General features: G+C 63.0%; 27 protein-coding genes. 15 read left to right on the top strand and 12 right to left on the bottom strand.

Annotated elements, in window-relative coordinates:
- Positions 1-73: 73 nt before the first annotated feature.
- From NY78_RS07375 to NY78_RS07340, 8 genes are all read left to right on the top strand, one after another.
- Complete coding sequence (locus NY78_RS07375) at positions 74-1,240, top strand: homocysteine biosynthesis protein (RefSeq protein ID WP_043633754.1); 1,167 nt, start codon at positions 74-76, stop codon at positions 1,238-1,240.
- A 21-nt stretch (positions 1,241-1,261) separates the two neighbouring features.
- Positions 1,262-2,203: a glycosyltransferase gene (locus NY78_RS07370; protein ID WP_043633751.1), complete on the top strand. Its 942-nt coding sequence runs from the start codon at positions 1,262-1,264 to the stop codon at positions 2,201-2,203.
- A 500-nt stretch (positions 2,204-2,703) separates the two neighbouring features.
- Positions 2,704-3,033, top strand: a complete 330-nt coding sequence (locus NY78_RS07365; RefSeq protein WP_043633748.1) for an FmdB family zinc ribbon protein — start codon at positions 2,704-2,706, stop codon at positions 3,031-3,033.
- Positions 3,030-4,322 (top strand): adenylosuccinate lyase, encoded by a 1,293-nt coding sequence (purB, locus tag NY78_RS07360; protein WP_043633745.1) that lies wholly within the window; start codon positions 3,030-3,032, stop codon positions 4,320-4,322. Before NY78_RS07365 ends, purB begins: the two co-directional genes overlap by 4 nt.
- A gap of 541 nt (positions 4,323-4,863) precedes the next feature.
- A complete protein-coding gene (gene pyrE, locus NY78_RS07355; RefSeq protein WP_043633742.1) occupies positions 4,864-5,460 on the top strand; it encodes an orotate phosphoribosyltransferase in 597 nt (198 codons plus the stop codon).
- A gap of 11 nt (positions 5,461-5,471) precedes the next feature.
- A complete protein-coding gene (locus NY78_RS07350; RefSeq protein ID WP_043633739.1) occupies positions 5,472-7,775 on the top strand; it encodes a L,D-transpeptidase Cds6 family protein in 2,304 nt (767 codons plus the stop codon).
- The gene (locus tag NY78_RS07345; protein ID WP_043633736.1) at positions 7,776-8,549 is read left to right on the top strand and encodes a hypothetical protein; all 774 of its coding nucleotides are present in this window, start codon (positions 7,776-7,778) and stop codon (positions 8,547-8,549) included.
- A 10-nt stretch (positions 8,550-8,559) separates the two neighbouring features.
- Entirely contained in the window at positions 8,560-9,381 is an 822-nt protein-coding gene (locus tag NY78_RS07340) for a sugar phosphate isomerase/epimerase family protein (RefSeq protein WP_043633733.1), read from the top strand.
- Positions 9,382-9,475: 94 nt separating this feature from the next.
- On the opposite strand, the gene fliQ is transcribed toward NY78_RS07340, so the two are convergent.
- The 7 genes from fliQ to era all read right to left on the bottom strand — a co-directional run bounded on the left by fliQ (position 9,476) and on the right by era (position 13,829).
- A complete protein-coding gene (gene fliQ, locus NY78_RS07335) occupies positions 9,476-9,745 on the bottom strand; it encodes a flagellar biosynthesis protein FliQ (RefSeq protein WP_043633731.1) in 270 nt (89 codons plus the stop codon).
- A gap of 14 nt (positions 9,746-9,759) precedes the next feature.
- A complete protein-coding gene (gene fliP / locus NY78_RS07330) occupies positions 9,760-10,521 on the bottom strand; it encodes a flagellar type III secretion system pore protein FliP (RefSeq protein WP_231583832.1) in 762 nt (253 codons plus the stop codon).
- On the bottom strand, positions 10,511-10,879 hold the full coding sequence (gene fliO / locus NY78_RS07325; RefSeq protein ID WP_043633728.1) for a flagellar biosynthetic protein FliO: 369 nt from the start codon (positions 10,877-10,879) through the stop codon (positions 10,511-10,513). Before fliO ends, fliP begins: the two co-directional genes overlap by 11 nt.
- Positions 10,872-11,438: a flagellar motor switch protein FliN gene (fliN, locus tag NY78_RS07320; RefSeq protein ID WP_043633724.1), complete on the bottom strand. Its 567-nt coding sequence runs from the start codon at positions 11,436-11,438 to the stop codon at positions 10,872-10,874. Before fliN ends, fliO begins: the two co-directional genes overlap by 8 nt.
- A gap of 29 nt (positions 11,439-11,467) precedes the next feature.
- On the bottom strand, positions 11,468-12,064 hold the full coding sequence (locus NY78_RS07315) for a flagellar basal body-associated FliL family protein (RefSeq protein WP_043633722.1): 597 nt from the start codon (positions 12,062-12,064) through the stop codon (positions 11,468-11,470).
- 15 nt (positions 12,065-12,079) lie between these two features.
- On the bottom strand, positions 12,080-12,766 hold the full coding sequence (locus NY78_RS07310) for a YggS family pyridoxal phosphate-dependent enzyme (protein WP_043633719.1): 687 nt from the start codon (positions 12,764-12,766) through the stop codon (positions 12,080-12,082).
- Between the two features lie 145 nt (positions 12,767-12,911).
- Positions 12,912-13,829, bottom strand: a complete 918-nt coding sequence (gene era, locus NY78_RS07305; RefSeq protein ID WP_043633716.1) for a GTPase Era — start codon at positions 13,827-13,829, stop codon at positions 12,912-12,914.
- 145 nt (positions 13,830-13,974) lie between these two features.
- Between era and topA the strand changes: the two genes are divergently transcribed.
- The 3 genes from topA to NY78_RS23570 all read left to right on the top strand — a co-directional run bounded on the left by topA (position 13,975) and on the right by NY78_RS23570 (position 18,165).
- On the top strand, positions 13,975-16,236 hold the full coding sequence (gene topA, locus NY78_RS07300; RefSeq protein ID WP_043633714.1) for a type I DNA topoisomerase: 2,262 nt from the start codon (positions 13,975-13,977) through the stop codon (positions 16,234-16,236).
- Between the two features lie 97 nt (positions 16,237-16,333).
- Positions 16,334-17,602 (top strand): AAA family ATPase, encoded by a 1,269-nt coding sequence (locus tag NY78_RS07295; protein ID WP_231583829.1) that lies wholly within the window; start codon positions 16,334-16,336, stop codon positions 17,600-17,602.
- Positions 17,599-18,165 carry a DUF4276 family protein gene (locus NY78_RS23570; RefSeq protein WP_082139916.1) on the top strand — a complete coding sequence of 189 codons (567 nt, stop codon included), beginning with the start codon at positions 17,599-17,601 and terminating at the stop codon, positions 18,163-18,165. The genes NY78_RS07295 and NY78_RS23570 overlap by 4 nt, the downstream gene beginning before the upstream one ends.
- A 110-nt stretch (positions 18,166-18,275) precedes the next feature.
- On the opposite strand, the gene NY78_RS07290 is transcribed toward NY78_RS23570, so the two are convergent.
- The gene (locus tag NY78_RS07290; protein WP_043634064.1) at positions 18,276-18,572 is read right to left on the bottom strand and encodes a hypothetical protein; all 297 of its coding nucleotides are present in this window, start codon (positions 18,570-18,572) and stop codon (positions 18,276-18,278) included.
- 176 nt (positions 18,573-18,748) lie between these two features.
- Between NY78_RS07290 and NY78_RS07285 the strand changes: the two genes are divergently transcribed.
- From NY78_RS07285 to NY78_RS07270, 4 genes are all read left to right on the top strand, one after another.
- Positions 18,749-19,648 carry a LysR family transcriptional regulator gene (locus tag NY78_RS07285; protein ID WP_043633711.1) on the top strand — a complete coding sequence of 300 codons (900 nt, stop codon included), beginning with the start codon at positions 18,749-18,751 and terminating at the stop codon, positions 19,646-19,648.
- Positions 19,649-19,689: 41 nt separating this feature from the next.
- On the top strand, positions 19,690-20,547 hold the full coding sequence (locus NY78_RS07280; RefSeq protein ID WP_043633709.1) for a hypothetical protein: 858 nt from the start codon (positions 19,690-19,692) through the stop codon (positions 20,545-20,547).
- Positions 20,548-20,680: 133 nt separating this feature from the next.
- A complete protein-coding gene (locus NY78_RS07275) occupies positions 20,681-21,448 on the top strand; it encodes a bestrophin-like domain (protein ID WP_043634061.1) in 768 nt (255 codons plus the stop codon).
- 92 nt (positions 21,449-21,540) lie between these two features.
- The gene (locus tag NY78_RS07270; protein WP_043633706.1) at positions 21,541-21,837 is read left to right on the top strand and encodes a helix-turn-helix domain-containing protein; all 297 of its coding nucleotides are present in this window, start codon (positions 21,541-21,543) and stop codon (positions 21,835-21,837) included.
- A 682-nt stretch (positions 21,838-22,519) separates the two neighbouring features.
- On the opposite strand, the gene NY78_RS07265 is transcribed toward NY78_RS07270, so the two are convergent.
- The 4 genes from NY78_RS07265 to NY78_RS07250 all read right to left on the bottom strand — a co-directional run bounded on the left by NY78_RS07265 (position 22,520) and on the right by NY78_RS07250 (position 25,745).
- Complete coding sequence (locus NY78_RS07265; RefSeq protein WP_043634058.1) at positions 22,520-22,990, bottom strand: DUF3859 domain-containing protein; 471 nt, start codon at positions 22,988-22,990, stop codon at positions 22,520-22,522.
- A gap of 90 nt (positions 22,991-23,080) precedes the next feature.
- Positions 23,081-23,566: a hypothetical protein gene (locus NY78_RS07260; protein ID WP_043633703.1), complete on the bottom strand. Its 486-nt coding sequence runs from the start codon at positions 23,564-23,566 to the stop codon at positions 23,081-23,083.
- A gap of 5 nt (positions 23,567-23,571) precedes the next feature.
- Positions 23,572-24,663: a spore photoproduct lyase family protein gene (locus NY78_RS07255; protein WP_043633700.1), complete on the bottom strand. Its 1,092-nt coding sequence runs from the start codon at positions 24,661-24,663 to the stop codon at positions 23,572-23,574.
- A complete protein-coding gene (locus NY78_RS07250; protein ID WP_231583826.1) occupies positions 24,660-25,745 on the bottom strand; it encodes a chromosome partitioning protein ParB in 1,086 nt (361 codons plus the stop codon). Before NY78_RS07250 ends, NY78_RS07255 begins: the two co-directional genes overlap by 4 nt.
- Between the last annotated feature and the right edge of the window lie 146 nt (positions 25,746-25,891).

The raw sequence follows: 25,891 nt of genomic DNA, 5'->3' as shown, positions 1-25,891 counted from the left end.
GTTGCCAAGCTGGCTGAAATGGGCCAGAAAAGGCCCCGCCGGCCGCTATGCGTCGGGACAGGGGAGGGATGGCATGACCCACGAGGTGAAAAAGACTGTTGCCGAAATCAATCGGCGGATCGAGAAGGGCAAGGCCGTGGTTTTGACCGCCGCCGAAATGGTCGAGACCGTGCGCCGGTTGGGCAAGGTCCGGGCGGCCAAGGAAGTGGACGTGGTAACCACGGGTACTTTCTCGCCCATGTGCTCCTCGGGGATGCTCTTTAATTTCGGCCAGGAGCCGCCGACGCTCAAGGCCCAGAAGGTGCGGCTCAACAATGTGCCGGCCCATGCCGGCCTGGCGGCCGTCGATGCCTATATCGGGGCCACGGAACTTCCCAAGGAAGATCCGCTCAACAAGATCCACCCGGGCCGGTTCAAGTACGGCGGGGCCCATGTGATCGAGGATCTGCTGCGCGGCAAGGCCGTGCGTCTTTTCTGCGAATCCTACGGCACGGACTGCTATCCGCGCCGGGAGCTGGAAAAAGACATCACCCTGGCCGATCTCAAGTATGCGCAGCTTTTCAATCCCCGCAACTGCTATCAGAATTACAATGTGGCCGTGAATCTCACCAGCCGCATCATCTATACCTATATGGGGCCGCTCAAGCCCAATGCGCGAAACGCCAATTTCGCCACCGCCGGCGAACTGTCGCCGCTTTTCAACGACCCCTATTTGAAGACCATCGGCCTTGGCACCCGCATTTTCATGGGCGGCGGCACCGGCTACGTCATCGGGGCCGGCACCCAGCACGATCCCAAACCCAAGCGCAACGAACGCGGCATCCCCATCTCCGCCTCCGGCACCCTCATGCTCAAGGGCGACCTCAAGGGCATGAACGCCCGGTATGTCCGGGCCGTGTCCATTCTCGGCTACGGCGTGTCCCTGGCCATGGGCATCGGCATCCCCATTCCGATCCTCAATGAGGATATGGCCTTTTTCACCGGCGTGTCCGATGCCGACATCCAGATGCCGATCAAGGACTACGGCCACGACTATCCCAACGGCATCGGCCGGTCGCTGGGACTGGTCACCTATGCCGAGTGCCGCACCGGGGAAATCCTGGTCAACGGCAAAAAGACCCAGGCCGTGCCCCTGACCAGCCTGACCATGTCCCTGGAAGTGGCTGAGAAGCTCAAGGAAAAAATCGAGCAGGGCAAGTTCCTGCTGACCGAACCGGTGGAGGCCATCCCGTCGGAATAATCCGCCTGTTGGAGCCGCCCTATGGACTATCAAGGCCCCCGCCCGCCGGATGCGCCTGTTGCGGCAGCGCCGCCGGGCGGGGTCAATGTCACGGTGGTGGCCTTTAACCGTCTGGAATGCACCCGGCGCACCCTGGCCGCCGTGCGCGCCCTGGCCGGATGGCCCCATGTCCTGACGGTTGTGGACAACGCCAGCACTGACGGCACGGCCGCCTTTCTGGCCGAGGCCCTGGCCCGGGGCACCGTGGACAACGTCGTGACCCTGGCCCGCAACATGGGGCCGGCCGTGGCCTGCAACCTGGGCTGGTCCCTGGTTGCGGCCGAATATTATCTGCGCCTGGACAACGACATTGTCTTCACCCGCTCCGACTGGCTGGCCGATATGGCGGCCATAGCCGCGGCCTCGCCCCGTATCGGCTGCGTTTCCTATCCCATTTACCGTACGCCCGGAGAATATCTGCCGGCCAGCATCGACGGCAGTCCGGCCATGCTGCTGCCCTCCCACCCCTGGTCCTCGCCGGGAGGCTGCATGCTGTTTACTGCGGCGGTGCGGCGGGCCATGGGTTGCTGGTGCGAGGATTACGGCACCTATGGTCCCGAAGACGGCGACATGTCGCGGCGTCTGGACCAGGCCGGCCTGTTGCGGGCCTATGTGCCGGACTTTGCCTGGGGGAGCCATATCGGCCACGACGACGCCAATATCGCCGCCTATACGACCCGCAAGCAGACGCGCCAGGACTACCACAAAAGGGATCATACCGGGACGTTTACGGTGAATTGCCTGCTCTACGGCGGCGGCCTCCGGCCTCTTTGCATGGAGCGCCGGTTTGTGCCCCGCCTGGGCGGCGACGGCCGGGTGGCCTTTGTTCTTGACCGGGACTATCTGGCGCGTTGGGGAACCAAGATGACGGCCATGAAGAAGGTGATGGGCGATCTGGTGAATCTGTCCGGGCAGCCGGGCTGACCAGGGAATGCAGCTTTACAAACAGCCCGCCTTGGGCTACGGCATCGGGTTCTTTCATCTGATAGGAGGATACCCCATGTCCAAGCAAAAAAAGCATGAGCGTCACAAGGAACTGGATCGTCGCCGCAAACGCCGGAAGGAGCGCCTGAAAGAGCGTGTCCGCCAGGCCATTGCCGCCGCCAAGAAGGCGTAGTTTCAAGCCTTCCGGTTTCTCTCGATTTTGAGTGCTGGCGGCTTTGGGGCTTCCCAATGGCCGGACAGCATTGACCGCGACCGTCGCCACCTGTTTCCGGTGTCGCGCAGGCGAGAGCCACAGGCTTTGGAAATGATGGGTAATTATTTGAAATTACTTAATTATTTCCAAAAACAAACCTCTTGGGTTTGGCGGGCGGGCAGTACGGTGGTCGGTTTTTTGATGCAGCACACGTATCTGGTATGGATGAAAACCGGGCAAGGCGATGACTTGCCCGGCTTTTCGCACGACTTTCCGGGAGGGCCATATGCCCTTGTATGAGTATCAGTGTCCCGCCTGCGGCCGGGTTTTTGAGGAACTGCGCCGCAGCGGCGACGAAGCCGAGGCTGCCTGCCCCGAATGCGGCGCAGGCGCGCCGCGCATCGTCTCCCTCTCCGCCTTTGCCCTCAAAGGCACCGGCTTTTACGCCACCGATTACGTCAAGCGACGGCCGGGATCCTTCAAGCGCGACGGCAACGATACCGTCAAGGGAACTCCCGTGCCCATTCCCCAACTGGCCCGCGACCCGTCCGTGCCGCTTGCCGCCGAAACCGATCCCGACGACGATGACGAGGCACTGCCCAAGGAGGGCGCATGATCGAGCGTTATACCCGAAAGGCCATGGGCGCGCTGTGGTCCCTGGAAAGCCGCTTTGCCGCCTGGCTTGAGGTCGAAGTGGCCGTGTGCGAGGCCTGGACGCAGCTTGGCCGCATTCCGGCCGCCGACATGGCCGTCATTCGTGAAAAAGCCGGCTTCGACGTGGCCCGCATCCTTGAAATCGAAGAGGTCACCCGCCACGACGTCATCGCCTTTTTAACCGCGGTGGAAGAGCGCGTCGGCCCCTCGGCCCGGTTCATTCACCTCGGCTGCACCTCGTCGGATATCGTCGATACCGCCAACGGGCTGCTCCTTGGCCGGGCCGGCGACCTGATCCTGGCCGATCTCGACGGACTGCTCGCCGCCGTCAAAGACTTGGCCATGCGCTTTAAGGGCCAGCTCATGATCGGGCGCACCCACGGCATCCACGCCGAGCCGCTGAGCTTTGGCATGAAGATGGCGTCCTTTTACGCTGAATTTTCCCGCCACCGGGAGCGTTTCGTCGCTGCCCTGGCCGGCGTGCGGGTGGGCAAGATCTCCGGGGCCGTCGGCGGCTACGCCCACCTCGATCCCCAGGTCGAAGCCATTGCCCTGGGGCTTCTCGGCCTGGAAGTGGACCCCATCTCCACCCAGATCATCCAGCGCGACCGCCATGCCGCCTTCTTTACCTGTCTGGCTCTCATTGCCGGCGGCGTGGAGCGGCTTTCCACCGAACTGCGCCACCTCCAGCGCACCGAAGTGCTCGAAGCCGAGGAAGGCTTTGCCAAGGGCCAGAAAGGCTCCTCGGCCATGCCGCACAAGAAAAATCCGATTTCCGCCGAGAACCTCTGCGGCCTCTCCCGGCTCATTCGCACCAATGCCCTGGCGTCGCTGGAAAATATGCCGCTTTGGCACGAACGCGACATCTCCCACTCCTCGGTTGAGCGGGTCATCATGCCCGATTCCACCATCCTGGCCGACTACACCCTGTCCCGGCTGACCACGCTGCTTAAAAATCTCAAGGTCAACCCGGACAACATGGCCCGCAACCTCATGGCTTCCTTTGGGTTGTTTTATTCCCAGCGGGTGCTCCTGGCCCTTATCGAGGCCGGCATGGACCGCCAGGAAGCCTATGTGCTGGTGCAGCGGGTGGCCATGGCCTGCTGGGAAGGCCGCAGTTCCTTCCCCGACGCCATTCGCGCCGATGCCGCCATCGCCGCCAAACTGTCGCCGGCCACCCTCGACGCCCTGTTCGACCCGGCCTACTATCTGGCCCACGAAGACCTGATTTTTAAGCGGGTGTTTGGTTAGGGGAAGGGAAGAGGGGGAATGCCTCCGGCGGCCGGGGGCCTGAGGCCCCCGGACCCCCCGACTGTTTTAAGGGGGACGGCGTTGCCGTCCCCCCTGGACGGAAGCTGGGGAAAGACATTTCCTCGGTCCGGTGCAAGCTTGCCCGGGCCCCTGCGCCGGGAGAAGTTTTTCCAGGGATTGCGGAGTTTATTGGCAATCCAGACGGTTGCAGACTGGGCAGCCGCCGCTTTTGCCAGACGGGAGCCGCTGTTGCCCCGGCGGCCGGGGGATGATCACCCCCGGATCCCGGCTCGGGCAGCACGTTGCAAGGCTATTTTGGCCTTGACCGACAGGCAAGGCATCCCGCCATGGGGATGGTCGCTGCCGATGGAAAAAGATTTCAGGGCTGCGCGACGAAATCAATGGGTTTGGTTTCGAAAACGCAACGCGAGGCCGAATGGTCCCGCCGGCAGAAGGCGGCCAGCCCGGCCGATCACGAACCACTTTCCAAAAACGCCCGGCTTTTGTATGCCAAAGCCAAACGGGCGAAACGGGGTTTTTCATGTCGTGTGCTTCCCTTGATCTGGACGCCGGAGCCATGCGCGGCCGTCTGGCCCGGCTGCTCCTTGAGAAGTCCTACCGCGCCGGCGAGGTGACGCTGACTTCCGGTCGCAAGAGTGATTATTATTTCGACTGCAAGCAGACGGCGCTGCACCCCGAAGGGGCCTGGCTCATCGGCAACCTGCTGTTTGACCAGCTTCCGGCCGATATTGTCGGCGTCGGCGGCATGACCCTCGGGGCCGATCCGCTGGTCACGGCGGTCTCCATCGCCTCGCAGCTGCGCGGCCGCCCCATGCCGGCCTTTATCGTGCGCAAGGCCTCCAAAGGGCACGGCACCAACCAGTTTCTGGAAGGCCTGTCCAACTTCAAGCCCGGCGACAAGGTGGCCCTGCTTGAAGACGTGGTCACCACCGGCGGCACGCTTTTGACCGTCATCGACCGGGTGGAAGCGGCCGGACTGGTGGTCGGGGCCGTGGTCACGGTCCTGGATCGGGGCGAGGGCGGTTCTGAAACCCTGGCCAAGCGCGGCTTTCCGCTGCTCTCCGTCTTCACCCGTGAAGCGCTGCTCTCCGCTGCCAACCAGCAACCGACGTCCTGACGCGAGACCGCATGAAACGATTCGGCCACGCCCTGGTCCTTGCCTGCCTGCTGCTGCTGCCCGGTCATCCGGCGGCAGGGGAATGGACGGCGGACGTGGTGGACACGGAGTGGTTTCCCAGACGTTCGGTGGCCGTGGATAAAAAGGCCCAGTCCTTTTTTCTGCTGTCGCGGCAAAGCCCGGTGCGCGTGGCCGAGTTTCTCCCCTGCGCCACCGGCCAGTTGCTTGGCGACAAGAGCAAGGAAGGCGACCTGAGGACCCCGGAAGGCGTCTATTTCATCACCCGGCGCAAGACCGGGGGGCTCAATTACGAGCTCTACGGCGATCTGGCCTTTCCGCTCAACTTCCCCAACCCGGCCGATGTGGTGCGCCGCAAAACCGGGCACGGCATCTGGATTCACGGCCGGGGCCACGCCATCATCCCCTACGAGACCCAGGGCTGCGTGGCCATCAATACGCCCGATCTCCACCGTCTGGACAGCGAACTGTCGCTGGGCACGCCGGTCATTATCGCCGACGAACTGCGCCTGGAAGGCGACGCCGCCCGGCTCAAGGCCGAAGCCCGGGAAGTGGTGGAAGCCACCCAAGGCTGGGCCAAGGCCTGGCAGGACCGCTCCGACGCCTTTTTCGGCTTCCACGACGCCGAAAAATTCGCCATTTCCGAAGGTGAGCCTTTTGCCGCCTTTCGCGGCCAGAAGGAACGCCTGTTCAAGTCGCTGCCCTGGATTCAGGTGACTCTTTCCGACATCCGCGCCCTGCCCGGACCCGACTACTGGGTCACCTATTTCGTCCAGGTCTACCGTTCGCCCACGCTCATTTCCCAAGGCGTCAAGCGCCTGTACTGGCAGCGCGGCCTGGACGGCCGTTTCCGCATCATCGGCATGGAATACGAGGAAGCGCCGCTGACCGTGGCCGAGAAGGGCAAGGCGGCCAAGACCGTGGCCCTGGCCAATGAAGCCGAAACCACCACCGCCCGTCCCGATGCCCCCAGCGAAGAGGAAGGGCCGGGCCGGCTGTTGGTGGACGCCCATCAGGCGGCCATGGAGAAGATGGCCCAGAAGGCCTTCCACTCCCTGCCGCTGCGCCGCCAGCCCACGCCTGAAGACCAGGCCATCCTGGAAGTGGCCCAGACCGGCCCGGCCAAGCCCGGGGTTTCGCCGTTTGCCTCCGACGCCATGCAGATCGCGCCCCCGGCCCCGCCGGTTGCCGCAGCGCCGGCCGTTCCTGCGGCTGCGGCTGCACCGGCCCAGGCTGCCCAGGTCGCTGTCCAGGCTGCACCGGTTGCCCCGACCGCTCCGGTGCCGGCCGTGCCGTCGGTTGCCGCGCCGGCCGCGACTGCAACTGCGCCTGCGGCTGCTGCGGCGGTTGCGCCCACCGCCCCGGCCAAGACCCCGGAACCGGTTCCGGTCGCCGTGGCGGCCAAACCGGTGCCGGCTGATCGGGCCAGCGAAATCAAAGGCGTGGTGGAAGCCTGGAGAAGCGCCTGGGAACGCGGGCATATCGACAATTATCTGGCCCATTACGCCGACCGGGCCATCCAGGGGAATTTGAAGGGAAAAGACGCCATCAGACGCCAGAAATCCGGCCTGTGGCAGGGCCGGGAGCCGGGCCGTGTGGCCATGGATGTTGTGGCGATTTCCGCTGACGGCGACGGCTACACCGTGGTGTGCGCCATGCGCTACCAGGGCAAGGGGTCGGGCAAGGAGAGCACGGGCTTTAAGACTCTGGAATTGACGGCTGTCGGCGGCCATCTGCTCATTGCCAAGGAACACTGGTCCAAGAACAAGCCCGAGATCGCCCCGATTGCAGCCCTGGCCGCGGCGTCGCCTGCGCCTGCGCCGATTGCGGCGGCGTCCGCCCCGGCCCAACCGGCTTCGCCAGCCCCGGCGGCGGCTGCTTTGCCGTCTCCGGCCCAGCCGACTCCGGTTCCTGCGCGTCCGGCTGAAGCGGCCCCGGCTGCCAAGGCCGACCGCAACGCCGCTGTCGCCGCCATGGTCGAGTCCTGGCGGTCGGCCTGGGAACGCGGCCGGATTACCGAATACGCCTCATTCTACGCCGACGGGGCCGTCCAGGGCGACCGGCGCGGCCGTGAGGCCATCCGCAGCCAGAAGGCTGATCTTTGGAAGGACAAGGCCCCGCGCAAGGTGGCCTTTAGCGACGTGACCATAGCCCCGCGAAACGGCGGCTATGTGGTCACCCTCGTCCAGGACTACGAGGGCCGCGACGGCAGAGCGGATCGCGGGAAAAAGACGCTGTATCTCGCGCCGGCCGGAAATGGGTTCTCCATTGTCGAAGAAAAATGGAGCCGTATGTAAATGGCCGGAAGCGGCAGGATCGACATCCTCATTTTGCGTGATGCGTCAAGCGTTGGCCGCTACCGCCTGCCTGTCTGGCTTGTGCGTCTGCTCGTGTTCACCCCTGTCGTCTTTTTGCTGCTCCTGGGCGCGGCCGTGGCCGTGGCCTACCATCTGCATCAGGACAACAAGATGCTGACCGACCGGGCCGGCGCTCTACGCCAGGAGATTGACGCGGCCGGCGAGGGCCTCCTGCGTCTGGAAAACCTGGAACGCACCCTGCGTTCCAAGGATCTCACCGAGCTTGAAACGCTCCTTGGCTCGTATAATCCCGATAATCCCAGCTGGTGGAAGCCCCGGGTCGAAGCCCGTAAGGATACGGCTCCGACCAGCCCGGCCAGCCCGACGAGTCCGGCCGAATCCGGCAAGGAGCGCCCGGACCTGTCCAAGGTGCTGGCCCGGGTGGACGCCAATCAGGCCGGCGTGGATAATCTCAAATTCAAATTCGACAATCGCCGCCTGAATCTGGGCTTTGACCTCAGCAACGTGACCCCCCAGACCGGATTGGCGGGCAAGGTCGAAGTGGCCCTTGTGGGCAACGACGGCACGGTCTGGCCGCTTCGGGCCGACAAGGACGAGCTGTCCTTCCAGATCCAGCGCTTCAAGCAGATCGCAACCAGCCTGTCCCTGCCGGCCAAGGCCGAACCCCGCGACATGTACGGCCTGCGCCTTATTATCGTCGATTCGGCCGGCAAGCCGGTCTTCGCCCAGGTCTATCCGCTGCAAAAGGACTAGCCGGCCCGCCATGCCCCGCTATTTCGTCAATTTGAATCTCCGGGTGGCCAAGGCCCATCCCGAGCTGTTTGACCGCCATCTCCCCACCGGACTGCCGGTGGAAATCGGCCTCGATCCGCTGCTCCTGGACGCCACCACCGCCGACTGGCACCGGGAGATCGCCCGGCGTTTGGCCGATGCCGGCGTGGCCGCCACCGTGCACCTGCCCTTTTTCGATCTGCAGCCCGGCAGCGCCGACGCCCGCATCCGGGCCGCCAGCTGCGACCGGCTGCGCAGCGCCCTGGATATCGCCGCCCTGTACGCCCCCAGGCGTCTGGTCGGCCACGCCGCCTACAACCGCTTCCTCTACATCCGCTCCTTTGCCGACTGGGCCGAGCGTGCCGCCGATACCTGGGTCAAGGCGCTTTCGGTCTGGCCCGACCATGCGCCGCTGTGCCTGGAAAACACCTTCGAGACCGACCCGGCCACCCTGGCCGAGGCCGTGGCCATCCTGCGCCGCAAACTGTCCCCAGAGGCCGCTTTGCGCGTCGGGGCCTGCTTCGACGTGGGCCATTGGTACAGCTTTGCCGAGGGCAAGGCGCGCGGCAATCTCGACGCCTGGCTCGACGCCCTGGCCCCCTGTCTGCTCCACCTGCATCTCCACGACAACGACGGCACTTTCGACCAGCATCTGGGACCCGGCCAGGGGGAGATTCCCTTTGACGCCATCCTCGCCGGTCTGGCCGCCCGCGACCTGACCCCCACCGCCACCTTCGAGCCGCACACGCCAGAGGCCTTCGAGGCCGCCTTGGCCTTTGCCCGGGCGCGGCCAGCGTATTTCGACAACGAATAGGGCGCGAGAGGGGGAGAAGTGAAGGCAAAAGATGCCTCCGGCGGCCGGGGGGATGATCCCCCCGGACCCCTGCAATGGGGAAGTTGTGAAGGGGTTAGCGCAGGTACATCGGGATGTTCATGAACAGCTCCCGGGTGAAATTGAGCATCTTGTCCATCATCCAGGGGAAGGCGATGAGCAGGGCAATGAACATGGACAGGATCTTGGGCACAAAGGTCAGGGTCATTTCCTGAATCTGGGTGGCCGCCTGCAAGACCGACACGAACACGCCCACCACAAGGCTAACCGCCAGCATGGGCATAGCCAGAAAGAGCGCCAGTTCAATGGCTTGCCGCGCCAGGGCCACAACCATATCAGTCGTCATGGGCCAGCCCCTCCTCAGGTTGAAAACGAGTTGACCAACGAGGCGACGATCAGCCCCCAACCATCCACGAGAACGAACAACAACAGCTTAAACGGCATGGCAATGGTGGCCGGCGGCAGCATCATCATGCCCATGGCCAGCAGGATGCTGGAAATGACCATGTCGAGGATGAGAAACGGGATGTAGATGAGAAAGCCGATGGTAAACGCGGTCTTGAGTTCGCTGATCATGAAGCCGGCCGCCAGCATGGTGGTCGGGACCTCGGTTTTGTCCTTGGGCCGTTCCATCTTGGTGATGGTGTAAAAGACCGACAGGTCTTTTTCCCGGGTGTGCTTGAACAAAAACTCCCGCATGGGGATTTCGGCTTTCTGCAAGGCCTCGGTAAAGCCGATCTGCTCGGCCAGATAGGGTTGCAGGGCATTGTCGTTGATCTGCTTGCCGGTCGGGTACATGATGACGGCTGTCATGAAGATGGCCAGACTGGCCAGAATCTGGGTCGGCGGCACCTGCTGCACGCCCATGGCCTGCCGCAGAAACGAAAACACCACGATGATCCGGGTAAACGAGGTCACCGTCAGGATAAACGACGGGGCCAGCGACAGGATGGTCAGGGCGAAGAGGATTTCAAGCAGCGTGGAAATGTGTTCGGGCTGATTCTGGCCGGCCGCCAGCGACAGGGTCAGTTGCGGCGCATCCTGGGCCAGGACCAGGGCCGGCACGAGGAGAAGGGCCAGCGCGGTCAGCCCCCCGAGCCAGCCGGCCCGGCTACGGCGCATCCCGGTCCTGGGTTCTGGCGGCCAGGGTGTCGGCGAAATCGGTTGCGGCAGCATCGTCAACCTCGGTCTCGGTCAGAAACGTAATGGATTGCTCGGTGATTCCAAGCACCAGATCTTTATTCAAGAAACGAACCACCACAATGCTCTTTCGCGGTCCGACCGGCAGGTGGTCGAGCAGGCGCAGCTTGCCGCCCCGGCCTTTCGGGCCAATGCCGAATTTTTGCCCGTAGCGTTTGAGCAGCCAGAAGGCAGCGAAAATAAAGGCCAAAATGATCAGCAGCGTCAGCCCCATCTTGAGGGCCACGCCGGTCAGGCCGTACTCGGTGGCGGTAAACGACCCGCCAGTCGGATCAGGCAAGCTGTTTCACCCGCTCGATGGGGCTTATGATGTCGGTTAAGCGCACGCCGAACTTTTCGTTGATGACAACGGCCTCGCCCCGGGCCACGAGCTTGCCGTTGACATAGATTTCCAGCGGTTCGCCGGCCAGTTTGTTCAGTTCGATGACCGAACCCTGGCCAAGCTGGAGCAGTTCGTTGATCAAAAGCTTGGTGCGCCCCAGTTCGGCCGACACGTCAAGCGGGATGTCCAGGATGAAGTCCAAGTCGCGGCGGATGGCCTCGGGCCGCTGGGCCTTGGCTTCCTGCGTCAAATCCTTGAACTTGGCCTTGGCGCTTTGACGCGACAGGGCTTCCTGATTGCGCTCGCTTTTGATCGAGGTTTCTTCCTCGTCGGCCAGGGCGGAGGCCCATTCGGCCGCCAGGGCGTCGTCTCCGCCGCCGCCGCCGCCGCCACCGCCGGAAGGCTGGTCGAAGAGGGCGTCGATGTCGTTTTGCGATGCCGGCTTGTCGTCCTGGTCATCCAGGGCGGCGGCCCATTCCGCGGCAAGTTTGTCCTGATCAATGTCGTCGGGAGTCATGAGGCTACCTCGCGCGGGGCGCTGCTTACTTATTGGATGACGAAATCCGTGAAATAGACCCGGGACACTTTGGGTTGGCCGATGGCCTGGTTGAGGCGGTCCACGATCTCCTTGCGCAACAGGATCTTGCCTTCAAGGGTGCTCAAATCCTGGGATGTCTTGGACGACAGCAGCATCAGCAAGGCATCGCGGATTTTGGCCTGGTTGCCTTCCAGCAGCTCCGGGTTGCCCGTCATCTCGACCTCGAGCACCACCTTGAGGTAGCGCCGGGCATTGGCGTCGGCCAGATTGACCACAAAGGCGGGCAGGGGCACGTTGTTGGACGCAGCCTTGTCCTTGCCGCCGTGGCCGCCCTTGGCTTCGCCGCCCTTGGCCTCGCCGTGGCCGCCTTCGGCCTTTTTCTCTTCAGGCTTGGCTTCGTGGGGTGCAGCTTCCGCCTTGGGCGCTTCTCCGGCCGGGGCGGCGCCTTCGGCCGTGGCGGCTGCCGGCGGTTTGGCCGCAAAAAATTTCAGGTAGGCGAAATAGCCGCCGCCGCCGAGCAACAGCAGCAACAGCACCAGGATGATATATTTGATCAGGCCGGATTTTTTCTTCTTGCCTTCAACCGGTTCTTCTACGTCAGCCATCCGTGTCTCCAGGGGTCAATGTCTTGGGCCGAACAGGTCGGTGCCCACCCGCACGTGGGTCGCGCCTTCCATGACGGCCGCTTCCATGTCGCCGCTCATACCCATGGACAACACAGGCAGCGGCAGGGTCAAACGCGCGCGTAATTGCTCGCGCAGGCCTCGTAAGCGGGCAAAGGCCGGTCTGGCCCGCACCGGATCGTCAAAGACCGGGGGGATGACCATCAGGCCTTCCAGGGACAAATTGGGGGCCATGGCCACGGTCTCGGCCAGTTCCGGCAGTCCGTCCGGATCGATGCCGGACTTCTGGACCTCGCCGGCGACGTTGACCTGGATGCATACGGCCTGGATGATGTCTAACGCCTCGGCTTTTTTTTGCAATATACGAGCCAATTCCAGATTATCCACGGTGTGGATGAGCGAAAACAGGCCCACGGCCAGCTTGGCCTTGTTGCGTTGCAGGTGGCCGATGAAATGCCAGGAAAGCCCGGGCGGCGCGGCCTCGATTTTGGCCATGGCCTCCTGGATGTAGGATTCTCCGAAAATCGTCTGGCCGCAGCCGGCCAGTTCGGCCACGGCAGCCAGGGGCTGTTTTTTCGATACGGCAACCAGCGTGACGTCGGCCGGGTCCCGGCCGCACGCCCGGCAGGCCCCGTCGATGCGTTTTTTCACCCAGGCCAGTCGCTCGAAAGCTCTCTCATCCACGAATCCATCACCCCCGCAAGCAGCCACGTCTTTTCACGCTTCACTTTCGTTTATCGACTTGGCAGCGCCCCGGTCAAATCAAACGAACCCCAGGTGGGATTCCAAAGGGCACTGCCCTTTGGCCGCCGGAGGCCTTCTTCTTGCCTTACTGGCCAAGGCCGAGATCGCGGAGAAAGGACGGGTCGTCGACCCAGTCCCGGCGCACCTTGACCCAGAGTTCCAGAAAGACTTTGACGCCGAGCATTTCTTCGATGTCGGCCCGGGCCTTTTGGCCCACATCCTTCAAGCGTTCGCCGCCCTTGCCGATGACCATGGGCTTGTGGCTTTCCCGGGCCACATGGATGGCGGCGCGGATTTTGGCCAGCCCGGGTTTGGATTTCTCGTCCCAGTCCTCGATGGTCACGGCCATGGAATAGGGCAGTTCGTCGCCCAGGGCCAAAAAGAGTTTTTCGCGCACGACTTCGGCCGCCAGAAAGCGCACGGGCGCGGTGGACACTTCGTCGGCGTCGTACTGGTGCGGCGCTTGGGGCAGGTGCGACAGGAGCGCCTTGAGCAACTCGTCCACGCCAACGCCGGTCAGAGCGCTTATGGGAAAAAGTTCGGCTGCGGGCAGGGCTTCGGCAATGGCCTCCAGCACCGGCAGCAGCCGGGCCTTTTCGCGCACCACGTCGACTTTGTTAAGGGCCACCAGGACCGGCAGCCGGCCGTCGCCCACGGCCTTGATGACCGGTTTGAGATCCGGGGCCAGCCCGTCGATGCGCCGGGCATACTGGGCCGCGTCGAGCATGAGCATGACCACGTCGGCCTGGGCCAGGGCGGCATAGGCCGAGCGCATGAGCAGCGGGGCGATGCCGCGCTTTTGGCGGTGCAGGCCCGGGGTATCGAGAAACACGGCCTGGATGTCGCCCTGGGTGATGATGCCGCTAATCGAGTTGCGGGTGGTCTGCGGCTTGGGCGAGACAATGGAAATTTTCTGGCCGATGAGGCGGTTAAGCAGGGTGGATTTGCCGGCATTGGTGGGGCCGAGCATGACCACATGACCGAAGCGCTGCACGTTTTCCAAAGATTGCTCCGAGGCGGCGAGGATGTGGGCCGCATTTCATCATTATTAAAAAGTCATATGGGAAAGCCTCGTAGGGGAGTATCCCGGTGCGGGCCAAACGGCAACCCTTGCCTTGTACCCCGGGGCTGGCTATAGCACGCCTGCCATGGGAAAGGACCTTATCATCGTCGAGTCGCCGGCCAAGGTAAAGACCATCAAGAAGTTCCTCGGTAATGCCTATGCCGTGGAAGCTTCGGTTGGTCACGTGCGTGATCTGCCCTCCAAAAAACTCGGGGTAGATGAAAAAGACGATTTCGCGCCGCAATATCAAATCATTCCAGGCAAGCAGAAAGTTGTTTCCAAGCTCAAGGAAGCAGCCGCCACAGCCTCCAAGATCTATCTCGCACCCGACCCCGACCGCGAAGGGGAAGCCATTGCCTGGCATGTGGCCGAGATATTAAAGGACGCGAACGTCCCTATATGCCGCATCCAGTTTAACGAGATCACGGCCAAGGCTGTGCGCGAAGCCATTTCCCATCCGCGCGAGATCAACGAAAAGCTTTTTTTATCGCAACAGGCGCGGCGTATCCTCGACCGGTTGGTCGGCTACAAGGTGTCGCCCATCCTGTGGCAGAAGGTCAAAAGCGGCATCTCGGCCGGGCGGGTCCAATCCGTGGCCCTGCGGCTGGTGGTTGACCGCGAAAAAGAGCGTCGGGCCTTTGTGCCGGTGGAATACTGGAATTTCAAGGCCAGGCTGGCCGGGGACGCGCCGCCGGAATTTGAGGCGGAGCTGGCCAAGTACAAGGGCAAGAAAGTCGAGATCGGCAGCGCCGAGGCTGCGGCCGAGGCCGAGGCGGCCATCGCCGGCCAGCCGTTTGTCGTTGCGTCCGTGACGGAGAAAGAACGCAAGAAGTCGCCGCCGCCGCCCTTTATCACCTCGACCCTGCAGCAGGCCGCCAACCAGCGCCTGGGCTATTCCGCCAAGCGCACCATGGGCGCGGCCCAGAAGCTCTACGAGGGCCTGGAACTCGGCGAGAAGGGCACCGTGGCCCTCATTACCTACATGCGTACCGACTCGACCCGCATTGCCGACGAGGCCCGGGACGCGGCCAAGGAATTTATCACCGAGACGCTTGGCCCGGACTACTATCCGGAAAAAGCGCGGCATTTCAAGTCCAAGGCCGGGGCCCAGGACGCCCACGAAGCCATCCGGCCCATCGACGTCTCCCTGACGCCGGCCGACGTCAAACTGCTGTTGCCCAAGGATCTTTTCACGCTCTACAAGCTCATCTGGGAACGCTTTGTCGCCTCCCAGATGAGCGAGGCGCGGTTCTGGGACACGGCCGTGGACGTTGCCGCCGGCCCCGGAATTTTCAAGGCCAAGGGCCAGCGCCTCATTTTCCCCGGCTATTTGAAGGTGTACGGCCAGGAAGTGGGCGATGAGGCCAAATCCCTGCCCAAGCTGGTCAAAGACCAGGAACTGACCCTCTTGGAGCTGAAAAAAGAGCAGAAGTTCACCCAGCCGCCGCCGCGCTACTCCGAAGCCTCGCTCGTGCGTGAATTGGAAGAAAAGGGCATCGGCCGGCCTTCGACCTATGCCGCCATCATCTCCACGCTCATCGACCGCGAGTATGCCCGGCTGGAGGAAAAGCACTTCGTGCCCTCCGAGCTTGGCGAGACCGTGTCCGACCTCCTGGCCGAGCATTTCGTCAAGATCATGGACGTGGGCTTCACCGCCGGCATGGAAGCGTCCCTTGACGCCGTGGCCGAGGGCCGGGCCGACTGGGTCACGTTGCTCAGGGACTTTACCGAGGACTTCTACCCCACCCTGGTCAAGGCCGGCAAAGACATGGCCAAGGTCAAGGCCGGCAAGGAAACCGACGTCGTCTGCGAACTGTGCGGCAAGCCCATGGTCATCCGCTTTGGCAAGGCCGGCGAGTTTTTGGGCTGCTCGGGCTATCCGGACTGCAAGAACACCAAGGAGTTCGACCGGGCCGCCGACGGCGCGGTCATGCCCCGGGAGCGCAAGGCCGAGGAAATCGCCTCGGTCGGGGCCTGCCCCACCTGCGGCAAGGATCTGGTGGTCAAGAAATCCCGCACCGGCAGCCGGTTTATTGCCTGCACCGGCTGGCCGGACTGCAAATACACCAAGCCGCTGTCCACCGGCGTGGCCTGTCCCCGCGAAGGGTGCTCCGGCACGCTGGTCGAGAAAAGCTCCAAGCGCGGCAAGGTGTTCTACGCCTGCGACGCCTATCCCCAGTGCGACTTCGCGGTCTGGGACTGGCCCATAAACGAGCCGTGCCCCCAGTGCGATTCCAAGATTTTGGTGCGCAAAAAGACCCGCGACGGCGAACTGATCAGCTGCCCCGCCAAGACCTGCCGCTACAAGCGCAGCGCCGACAGCAAGAAAGACGAGGGCGAGGAATAGGGATACGGGAAAAGAGAAGAAGCCTCCGGCGGCCGGGGGGATGATCCCCCCGGACCCCTCAAATGGGGGAACGGGCCTGCTTGGTGACAGAGTCAATATGCTACAGACCGCCTACCAAGGCGTGGGATTCTTTATCCAAAAGAATCCCAACCCCAGAATTGTGGGTATCTCAATGAAAATCGAAGCGATCACCCTCAAAAACTTTAAGATTTTTAAAGACGTTACAATTCGGGATTTGCCGAGATTTTGTGTTGTTGTGGGCGCAAACGGCTCAGGAAAAACAACCTTATTTGATGTCTTTGGTTTTTTGCATGACGCATTAAAAGGCAATGTCCGAAAGGCTCTTGATAGCCGTGGAAGATTCAGGGAGGTTCTTAGTCGTGGTGCGGGTCCTGATGAAACAATATTGATTGAAATACAGTATCGAATGGACATTGTTGGAGTTGATCGCCTTGTTACATATTTTCTTGAAATTTGCGAGCGAGACGGAAGGCCGGTTATTAAAAGAGAAATTCTTCGCTACAAGCGAGGGAGACATGGTGCCCCATTTCATTTTCTAGATTTTAAAGAAGGTGAAGGTTTTGCAATTAGCAATGAAGAGGATTTTAATAAGCCGGATGAAGATTTGGAAAGAGAAAGTCAGAAACTTGATTCTCCAGACATATTAGCGATTAAGGGGTTGGGGCAATTTGACAGGTTTAAAGCTGCCAATGCTTTTCGCCGGCTTGTGGAAGCTTGGCATGTTTCTGATTTTCACATTAATTCCGCACGTGGCCGCAAAGAAGCATCAGGCGAATCCGAGCATTTATCAGAGACTGGTGACAATTTGCCCAGAGTCGCTCTCTATCTGTACGAGCAGCACCGAGAAGTATTCGATAATATTCTTTTAGGGATGACACGCCGGGTCCCAGGAGTTCAAAATATAACTCCGAAACTTTTGGACGATGGCTATCTTACGTTACGTTTTCAAGATGGATCATTCAAAACGCCATTTCTCGATCGTTATGTTTCCGATGGAACAATAAAAATGTTCGCCTACCTCGTTTTGCTTTATGACCCGAAGCCACACCCTCTGCTTTGTGTTGAAGAGCCCGAGAACCAGTTGTACCCAAAACTTATGCCTGAACTGGCTGAGGAATTTCGATTGTATGCGAATCGGGGGGGGCAAGTTATCGTGTCCACGCATTCGCCAGATTTTTTGAATGCTTGTGAGCTTGATGAAGTTCTTTGGCTGGTGAAAAAAGATGGGTATGCAGAGTTACGGAGGGCAAAGGATGATCCACAGATAGCTGCCTATATGAATGATGGCGACAGCATGGGCTATCTCTGGAAACAAGGGTTTTTTGAAGGGGCCGACCCGCAATGAGGGAATTGGTCTTTTTGTTAGAAGAGGAATCCGCCAAGGGAATGCTGGAAGGCTTGCTTCCAAGGATAGTGCCTCCTGGAATTGTCTGCAGGTGCATCCCTTTTGAGGGGAAACAAGACCTGAAACGTCAACTCGTCAGAAAGATAAAATACTATCAGAATAGGGATGCTTTTTTTGTCGTTATGCGAGACCGTGATTCGCATCCTGATTGTATTGCTCTGAAAGCTGAATTCAAAAGCCTCTGTTCAGAGGCAGGAAAGCCTGATGCCCTTATTCGAATTGCTTGCTGCGAACTCGAGAGTTTTTATCTTGCTGATTTACAAGCCGTTGAAAAGGGGCTTGGGCTGACTGGACTCGTTCGTCTGCAGGGAAAGGCAAAATTCCGTGCGCCTGATACCATCTTATCGCCATCAAAAGAATTGGATGTACTAACAGGCGGTCGGTATCAAAAGGTTGGAGGATCAAGAGCTATTGGACTTTTGCTCGATCCTGAAAACACCCGGTCGACAAGTTTTAAGCATTTAGTTTCAGGCATCCGGCGAGTGGTTGACTTCCTTTCATAAAATTTCAAATCTAGTGCAAATCCGTAAAGAAAAGAAAGTGGCTTGGCTCTTTTCGTACCCTCATTACAGGAAGAGTCTTTTCGCGCATTTTAGATAATTATCTCAGCTTGTTACCGCAGCCCGCAGGCCCGCTCGCAGCGCTCCCGCACGCCCTCGCCGGGCAGGCCCAGGTGGGCGGCCACACAGGCCTCGCACAGCGTCACCGGCTGGGACAAGGCCAGCCCCTGGCTCGCGGCGTTTTCCAGCACCATGGCAAAGACCGCCTCGGCCAGATCGGCCCGGGCCGGTATCATCGCGCCCCGGGGAGCCGGCGAGGCCGGACCGGCCGCCGGCGTTTGCAGGAAGATGACCGCCAAAACGCCCAGAACCAGTACGCCGGCCACAACGATTTTCTTGACTTCAGGCATGATTTCTCCCTCCATTTTCTCTTCCGGCCCGGCCTTTACGACAGGTCAGGGCTGTGCCATAGGGCCAGTGGAGCTATGGGCGGGTTGTAGCGCGTCGCCGGCATTGCCATCCAATCGCAATGTCTGAAGCGGCCCTTCTGCCTGGCTGAAGACCCTGGCGACGCCGGAGGGGCGTTGTGGAATACTATCACCTGCGCACGTTTGTGGCTGTGGCCGAGGAGGAGCACCTGACGCGGGCGGCCGAGCGCTTGAACGCCAGCCTGCCGGCGGTCAGCGCCCATATCCGCGGCCTGGAAGACGAGCTTGGGGTGGCCCTTTTTTCGCGCACGCCCAAGGGAATGCGGCTGACCGCCGAAGGCCGGGCGCTTCTCGGCGAGGCCCGGGCGGCCCTTTCGAGCGTCGAGGCCGTGCGGCAGCGGGCCGGGGCGTTGCGCCAGGACGTCGTCGGCGTGGTCCGTATCGGCCTCAACAACGAAGCCGTCCGGATGCGTGTGCCCGAGCTCTTGACCGTCATGACCCGGCGGCATCCCGGGGTGGAGCTGCATCTGGTCAATTCCAGTTCGCCGCGAATCCTCGACAATATGCGCCTGGGCAAGCTCGATATCGGGTTTGTCTACGACAACATCATCGAGCCGGGCCATGACATGGTGGCCGTGCCCCTGGAAGAGGTGCCCATGGCCGTGGTCGGGCCGACCTCCTGGGCCGAGCGGGTGTGCGAGGCCGGCTGGGACGAACTGGCCGGGCTGCCCTGGGTCTGGTTTTCCGATCGCTGCCCGTTCCAGTATCTGCTTGAAGCGTCGTTTTCCTGCCGCGGCCTGCCGCTCAATAAGGTCATGGTGGGCGACAACGACGCCACGCTGCGAACACTCGTGGCGGCCGGGGTGGGGCTGACCCTCTTGCGCCGCGACGATGCCCTGGATGCCCGGGCGGCCGGCGAGGTCTGCCTGTGGCGCGAAGCGGGAATGACGCTTGGACTCGCGCTGGTCTACCGTCGGGAGAGGGCGGCGGATCGGCTTATTGCGGCCGTGTCGTCGGCCGTGGCCGAGGTCTGGGGACTCCCAAACCGGCAGCGGTGACGACGCGTTGATGGATTTTTACTGCGCAGGAGAAAGACGACATGAGTGAGGCGGCAACGTCCGGCCAGGGGCTTTCCTGGCGGGCTGCGTGCGGCATAGCGGTTCTGGTCCTGACCCTGACAATGATCGCCATGGCCCAGGCCAATTACCACGCCGATGATCCGCAGGCCAACCAGGTGCTGTCCGGCAGCGCCTTCGGCTATGCCGATCTGCCGGGCCGGCAAGTGCTGGTGCCGGTGGAAACGGCCCTGGCCCGGGGCATGAAGGGATTTCGCAAGGCCGTGGCCGTGCCCGGCCGGGTGGTCGATCTGACCTATGCCGGGGCCCAGCATGGGGCCGATGCCGGAGCCGACGCCGGCCGGTTCGCCGGCACGCCCGGGGCGGTCTTTGCCGCCAGCCAGGGCATGGAACCGGGCAGCGACGTGCTGGTGGCCACCGAGGCCTTCCTGGCCGAGCGCGACGTACTGGCCGTGACGCCGGCAACCGGAGACAGGGCCTGCGACGATGCGGCGCGCCAGGGGCTGTTGCAGCGTACCGGGCGGGAGATCGTCTGGTGCCGCGAGGTGGCCACGCTCTCCGATGGCGGCCGGCTGTCCCTGGCCCGCTTTGCCCCGCACGGCCGCGACGAGCTGGTGGTCCTGGCCTACAGTGCGCCCGGGGGCCAGCCGGCCTATCTGGAGTATCCGGGCAGCGCCGATCCGGGCGGTACCTGGCGGCTGGATGACGGCGGCGAATTTTCCCTGGACGCCTACCGGCCGCTCTTTGCCTTTCGTGGTCCCCAGGGCCTCGAACTGGCCGTGCGCTGGTCCGGTCCCGAGGGGGACGCGCTCGACCTGTACCGGCAGGCCGACGACAGTTTCACGCCCTTCGTGGCTGCCACCTGGGCGCATCCGGAGTAGGCTGGCCGGACGCAGCCCCGGCTTTTCGCCGTCCGCCAATGGCGGACGGCTTTTTTTGCGCCGTTGACGCCGGACAGCAAAGGCGGCAACACAGGGGCAAACGCCGGAATCGGGCCAATCCGGGGGAATGGGCATGTACAGCGATCTGCGCTATCTGGGAATTGTCATCATCGCGGTGGCGGCAGCCTTTCTGCTGCTGGGCGTCGTCCGGCGGCGGGCGGCCTGTTCGCTCAGCCTGGAACAGCGCAACCTGTTCGGCACCAATTTCGGCTATTTCACCACCCTCTACACCTTTTTTCTGGGCTTTGCCGTGGTGTCGCTGTGGCAGACCTACAACGGCGCGGATTCGGCCATTACCAACGAAACCGACCTGCTCGTGGTGGAGTACCGCCTGTCCCTGTCTTTGCCGGGAACCCAGGCCCTGCGCCAGTCGCTGCTGCGTTATGTCGAGGCGGTGCAGGACCCGGGCTGGAACCACATGCGCGACGGCGAACCGACTGACGGGGCCGGGGCGCTCTATGACGCCGTCTGGAACGAGATGGGCCGCGTCGAGCCCCCGGCCGACAGCCACGGCCACGCCATCTACGCCTTGATGCTGTCCCGCATGATCGACCTCAACAAACTGCGCCACGAGCGTTTGCTGCTCATTGACGGCAGTCTCTATACGCCCATCTGGATCATCATCTACATGGGCGTGGCCTTTACCATCGGCGGCTTTTATTTCATTGAGACCGGGCACCGGCCGGCGGACCGCTATTTCATGGTCATGCTGCTGGCCATGGTCATCGGCAACATCTTTTTGCTCTACGAGTTGGACACCCCGTTTTCCGGGGTCATCTGTCTGGACCCGGATAAATTCGGTCAGGCCGCCCAGGCCATGCAGGCCCTGGGCGGATTGTGACGCCGGCAACGGACCATGACGAAATGCGTCTGAGACAAGAGACAGGCGGGGCAGGACCGGGCACAGCGGCCTTCTCCTGCCAAGGAGCGGATATGACGACAGACGAGAATGAAAACAAGGCGGCCGGTGGGCCGGACGCGCCGGCAACACCGGCTGTGCCAAGCGAAGTGGTCTGGCTCTTGCGGGAAGGGCATTCCCCCATCCGGGCCTGGCGCGAACACCTGGGCGTCACCCGGGAAGAACTCGGCCGGCGCTTGTCCGTGGTCGCGGCCGCCGTGACCCAGCTCGAGGCCCGGAATGCCCGGCCCCGGGCGGCGACGCTTAAAAAAGTCGCGGCCGTGCTCGGCATCAATTGGGAATTGCTGCAGGCCGCCAAGCCGAAGAAGTAGCGAGTTGGAATGATGCGGGAAGAGTGCCTCCGGCGGCCAAAGGGCAGTGCCCTTTGGAAACCCAAAGGGGGGGCGTTTGATGTGACCGGGTGCGCTGTCAAGGCGGCGGGCGGGCGTTGCGCAAGAAAAGGCGGAAAGAGACCGAGGCCGGGACAGCCCGTGCGTGCCCTTGACGGGAACCAGTGTTGCTCCAACGGTTGGGGCGAGTAGCCCCCGGACTCCTTAACGATCATGCCCCCGGTGGTGCGCAAACTCCACGGGGGGACTCCTCTACTGCCAGGGTAGGATAGCCCCGGCCGGCAAGCGACATTCCCGGCCTCTCGGGAGCACGGTTGGATTGGTACAATACCCTCGGTCGCTGCCACCCTCAAGACCCCGAAGAGGTTTCGGGCAGGTCCTTCCCTTTGCCCTTGACGGGCCAGCGTTGAGGACTGGAGCGACGCCTACGCGGCCTGTTCGTTGCCTGTTCGTAATTTTGTCAATAAAAACGGCGTATAGCTTGGATTAGGCACAAATGCACAGCGCGGGAAGGGAACCCAACCCGCCGCTCTCGGCCGCCACGCCTGCGGCCAGCATCCGAGCCGTTGCCCCGCGCAAAACGGCCGCTCCACGCAAAACAGCCGCGACCGGGGCGCTTACGCCTGCCGGTCGCGGCCGTTTACAGCTTCGTGGCGAGGAGGGGTTACGGCTGCGGGTTGAAGACCTGGAAGGTCTTTTTGACCTGCGTGCCGTCTTCGGCAATGGCTGTGAGCGTCCAGTCGCCCGAGGCCATTTCCCATTCCTTCTGGAAGGTGAACGTGCAGTGGTATTCCTTGCCCGTGACAATCGTCTCCACCGACTCGGTGGTAAAGACCACGGCGTTTTTGCTCGGATCGATCAGGCCCGGGCTGGCGGTGACGATTTTGACCTTGGAGGAGCCGCCTTCGGGCTTGAGCGTGCGAAACCGCATGCCGAAGGTGGAGCCGAGCTTGCGCGGGACACTGGTGGTGGAAAGCGCCAGCGCTCCGTTTTCATAGATGCCGAAATCCACCATAACGATGGTCGGCTCCTGGGGTTTGGGTTCGCCGCCGCCCAACCCGAAGAAATTCATGGTCGAGGAGCAGGAAGCAAGCAACAGACACAGAATCGGCAGAATCGCAAGCAGACGTTTCACAAATATCCCCCCATGGCCGACGGCCATATGTTCTCGATGTTGCCCACATGACTCCAACCGCCGCCCATGTCAAGGGAAGGCGGATTTTCGTCAGGCTTGCTGCGGCGTGCCAAAGGCCAGGGCGGCCAGCTCGGTCACGCCGGCAAAGTGCCCGGCCAGGGCCTCGCGCTGGTCCGCGACCAGACGCAGCCCGGAGACGGACAGCGGTCCCGGTTCGTTGCCGTACAGGACAACGGCCCGGTCAATGAGTTCCGCCGGCACGAATTCGGCCGGCAGTTTGAGCACCGTGCGCGTCCCTTCCTCATAGACCAAAACCGGCTTGTCATAGCCTTGGCGCCCCGGGCCAAGCACCAGATTGCCGGTGCGGGCCAGGGTCTCCTCCACCCGCGCCGGCGGCACGGCCGCCCATTTGCCCAGCAGCTCGAAAAAAGCCGGCCGCAGAACCAGATAGTAAAACGGATCGATTTTAAGCGCCACGGACACGCCCGGCACGTTTAAAATGGAAGGCGATTGGGCATAGTGCCGTCCCAGGCCTTTTTCCAGGCGCGACAAGGTGTCGGCGTAGTCCACGAGCATGGCCGCTAACCTCCGGGATTTCGGGCGCAGTCCAGCAGATAGGCGGCCAGTCCGCCCAGGTCCCTGGGGGTGCGGCCGAAAACCGCCCGCCACACCTCGTCCGACTCCATACAAAAATACAGGCCCCGCGAAAAGCCATGACCGGCCAGCCGGGCGGCCATAAACCGGAATTGTCGCACCCGAAGCGGCCGCAAGAGCCGCTTTTTGCCGTCAGCCCCCACGGCGAATTCCCCGAGCATGTAGTCCGGCAGTGCCCGGCCCTCGGCCACAAGCCGCCCGGGCAGTTCCGGCAGGCAGCGAAACGAACCCAGACTCATATAGGCGATTTGCTGCGGGGAAAGATAGTCGAAAATCATGTCGATGATGTGGCCGTACTCCCGCTCCCAGCCGGCAAAATGGCAGATGGGGTCGAAATGCAGGCACACCCGGAAGCCCTCCCGGGCGCAGGCGCGGGCCGCGGCCAGCCGGGCTTCCAGGGGGGCGGTGTCGCGCTCCTCCCCGGCCACGATGGCCGGGGCATTGAGCGACCACGACGGCAGCACCCGGTTTGGCCGGGGGCTGGCCGCCATCCAGGAGAGGTCGGCGGTCTTGGATTTGAGTTCCAGGCTGACGTTGTCGTAGTCGGCCAAAAAGCCGAGCAGCTCCCGGGTGTGGCCGGTGATCGGCTCCAGGGCCATGGAATCGGCAAACTGGCCGGTGCCCACCCGGAAGACCCGGCTGGGGTCGCGGCCAAAAGTCCCGGCCAGCTCGGCGAACATGGCCCCGGTATTGGCAAAGGCGGTCAGGGTGCGGTCGCGGAAATAGGCCCGCAGGATGCAATAGGAGCAGTCCATGGGGCAGTTTTCGCCGATGTGGATGATCTGGTAGCCGCAGCAGCGGTAGTGCCGGGTGGCCGGGCAGGGGCGCAAAAACCGGCCCAGGTGGGCCTTGATGTGGAGCGCCCGGCCGCCAGCCGGGGCCAGGGGCAGGGCGTCGCCCGGGGCCAGGGTCGTCACCCGGGCCGCCGGCAGGGCGGCCTTGGCCCGGGCGGCCATGGCCGTGTCGGCCACGGCCGCGTCCACGGCCAGGGCGGTGATGTCCCACAGGGGCGCGCTCACGCCCCGGCTCCGCCGTCTGGCCCATCGTCTGGCTCATCCTCGTGGGCAACGGTCAACAGCCGCGGCAAGACAGGCGAAAAAGCCATGGCCGCCATATCGGCGGCGGCCTTGGCCAGCTCGGCCGGATTTTTGACCGAGATCTCCAGGGTCACGGCGTCGGACTCAAAACCCTGGCTCGGCTTGACCTTGACCCGGCTGCCCCGGGCCAGTTCCCGGGAAAGCGCGGCAAACCGGGCCTCCAGGGTGGTGAGCAGGGGATAGCGCAGCCGCCGCAGGGCGGCCAGGACCCCGGCCGTCAGGTCATTGGGCGACAGTCCCCGGCCAAGGAGATCGGTTGCGCCGGACCGGGCCAACAGGACGCCGGCCGGGCAGCCGGCCAGCCGCGCCGCCTCGGCAATCCAGGTGAGCGCCCCGGAAAGGCTGCCTCGGGACCAGCGCACGGCTGCGAGCAGCGGCATGAGGGCGTCAAGCGTCTCGCCCGGCAGGGCGGCCAGCAGCCCGGCCGACCCGAGCGGCACATGGCCCGAGGCGAGCAGGGCGTCCAGGGCCGGCGGCAGGGTCAGCCACTGGGCCAGCAGCCGGCCCCGGCGGTCGTCCGGGGCAAAGAGATACGGCCCGGCCAGGCGCAGGGCGTCGTCGATGGGACCCTGGGCCGCGAAATAGCGCCCGGCGGCCACGGCCATGGCGTCGGTGACGGTCCGGCCGAGGTTGGAGGCCAGGTACAAAAGGCCCAGGCGCACGGCCGGGCTGATGGCCGCGTCCTGGCCGTCTGCCGCCTCTGGCCCGTCTGGGTCCTGCGGCCCGTCCAGGGAAACGGCCAGGGCGCTAAGGACGCTCCCCCGGCGTTCCCGCAAGGCGGCGGCCCGGCGCGACCCGGCGGCCAGGATGGGCCGGCCGCCCGTTTCCACCACCAGGGCCGGGGTGGTCTGGCCCAGAGTGGCCAGGGACGTAAGCAGGGATTCGTCCGGGGGAGCGGCCCAAAACAGGTGGGGGGCGGCGATGTCGAGATCGCGCGGGTGGAGAAAGAGTGGCTGCACGGTGTCGTTTTTCTTACGGTTTTCCCGGAGAGTTCGTGATTCCAAGACGTTGTCGTCTTGACAAGGGGTGACGCCTCATCCAATATGCTCAAACTCGTGGAAAAGCCAAGGGCCTGAAAATGCCCGGATTTCCGCGCCGATCTCTCGCTCGGTTCGCTTCGTCACCCAGCCGCCCAGGCGGCTTGCGATAC

It is taken from the genome of Desulfovibrio sp. TomC (assembly GCF_000801335.2).
Classification (GTDB): Bacteria; Desulfobacterota; Desulfovibrionia; order Desulfovibrionales; family Desulfovibrionaceae; genus Solidesulfovibrio.
Note: the sequence above shows the minus strand (reverse complement) of the source record. Positions and strands in the feature narration are given on the sequence as shown.

What these genes read in the sequence shown, in the direction of transcription:
- NY78_RS07375 (WP_043633754.1), top strand. Translation starts at nt 74, where the DNA reads ATGACCCACGAGGTGAAAAAGACTGTTGCCGAAATCAATCGGCGGATC.
- NY78_RS07370 (WP_043633751.1), top strand. Translation starts at nt 1,262, where the DNA reads ATGGACTATCAAGGCCCCCGCCCGCCGGATGCGCCTGTTGCGGCAGCG.
- NY78_RS07365 (WP_043633748.1), top strand. Translation starts at nt 2,704, where the DNA reads ATGCCCTTGTATGAGTATCAGTGTCCCGCCTGCGGCCGGGTTTTTGAG.
- purB (WP_043633745.1), top strand. Translation starts at nt 3,030, where the DNA reads ATGATCGAGCGTTATACCCGAAAGGCCATGGGCGCGCTGTGGTCCCTG.
- pyrE (WP_043633742.1), top strand. Translation starts at nt 4,864, where the DNA reads ATGTCGTGTGCTTCCCTTGATCTGGACGCCGGAGCCATGCGCGGCCGT.
- NY78_RS07350 (WP_043633739.1), top strand. Translation starts at nt 5,472, where the DNA reads ATGAAACGATTCGGCCACGCCCTGGTCCTTGCCTGCCTGCTGCTGCTG.
- NY78_RS07345 (WP_043633736.1), top strand. Translation starts at nt 7,776, where the DNA reads ATGGCCGGAAGCGGCAGGATCGACATCCTCATTTTGCGTGATGCGTCA.
- NY78_RS07340 (WP_043633733.1), top strand. Translation starts at nt 8,560, where the DNA reads ATGCCCCGCTATTTCGTCAATTTGAATCTCCGGGTGGCCAAGGCCCAT.
- fliQ (WP_043633731.1), bottom strand. Translation starts at nt 9,745, where the DNA reads ATGACGACTGATATGGTTGTGGCCCTGGCGCGGCAAGCCATTGAACTG.
- fliP (WP_231583832.1), bottom strand. Translation starts at nt 10,521, where the DNA reads ATGCGCCGTAGCCGGGCCGGCTGGCTCGGGGGGCTGACCGCGCTGGCC.
- fliN (WP_043633724.1), bottom strand. Translation starts at nt 11,438, where the DNA reads ATGACTCCCGACGACATTGATCAGGACAAACTTGCCGCGGAATGGGCC.
- NY78_RS07315 (WP_043633722.1), bottom strand. Translation starts at nt 12,064, where the DNA reads ATGGCTGACGTAGAAGAACCGGTTGAAGGCAAGAAGAAAAAATCCGGC.
- topA (WP_043633714.1), top strand. Translation starts at nt 13,975, where the DNA reads ATGGGAAAGGACCTTATCATCGTCGAGTCGCCGGCCAAGGTAAAGACC.
- NY78_RS07295 (WP_231583829.1), top strand. Translation starts at nt 16,334, where the DNA reads ATGCTACAGACCGCCTACCAAGGCGTGGGATTCTTTATCCAAAAGAAT.
- NY78_RS23570 (WP_082139916.1), top strand. Translation starts at nt 17,599, where the DNA reads ATGAGGGAATTGGTCTTTTTGTTAGAAGAGGAATCCGCCAAGGGAATG.
- NY78_RS07290 (WP_043634064.1), bottom strand. Translation starts at nt 18,572, where the DNA reads ATGCCTGAAGTCAAGAAAATCGTTGTGGCCGGCGTACTGGTTCTGGGC.
- NY78_RS07280 (WP_043633709.1), top strand. Translation starts at nt 19,690, where the DNA reads ATGAGTGAGGCGGCAACGTCCGGCCAGGGGCTTTCCTGGCGGGCTGCG.
- NY78_RS07275 (WP_043634061.1), top strand. Translation starts at nt 20,681, where the DNA reads ATGTACAGCGATCTGCGCTATCTGGGAATTGTCATCATCGCGGTGGCG.
- NY78_RS07270 (WP_043633706.1), top strand. Translation starts at nt 21,541, where the DNA reads ATGACGACAGACGAGAATGAAAACAAGGCGGCCGGTGGGCCGGACGCG.
- NY78_RS07260 (WP_043633703.1), bottom strand. Translation starts at nt 23,566, where the DNA reads ATGCTCGTGGACTACGCCGACACCTTGTCGCGCCTGGAAAAAGGCCTG.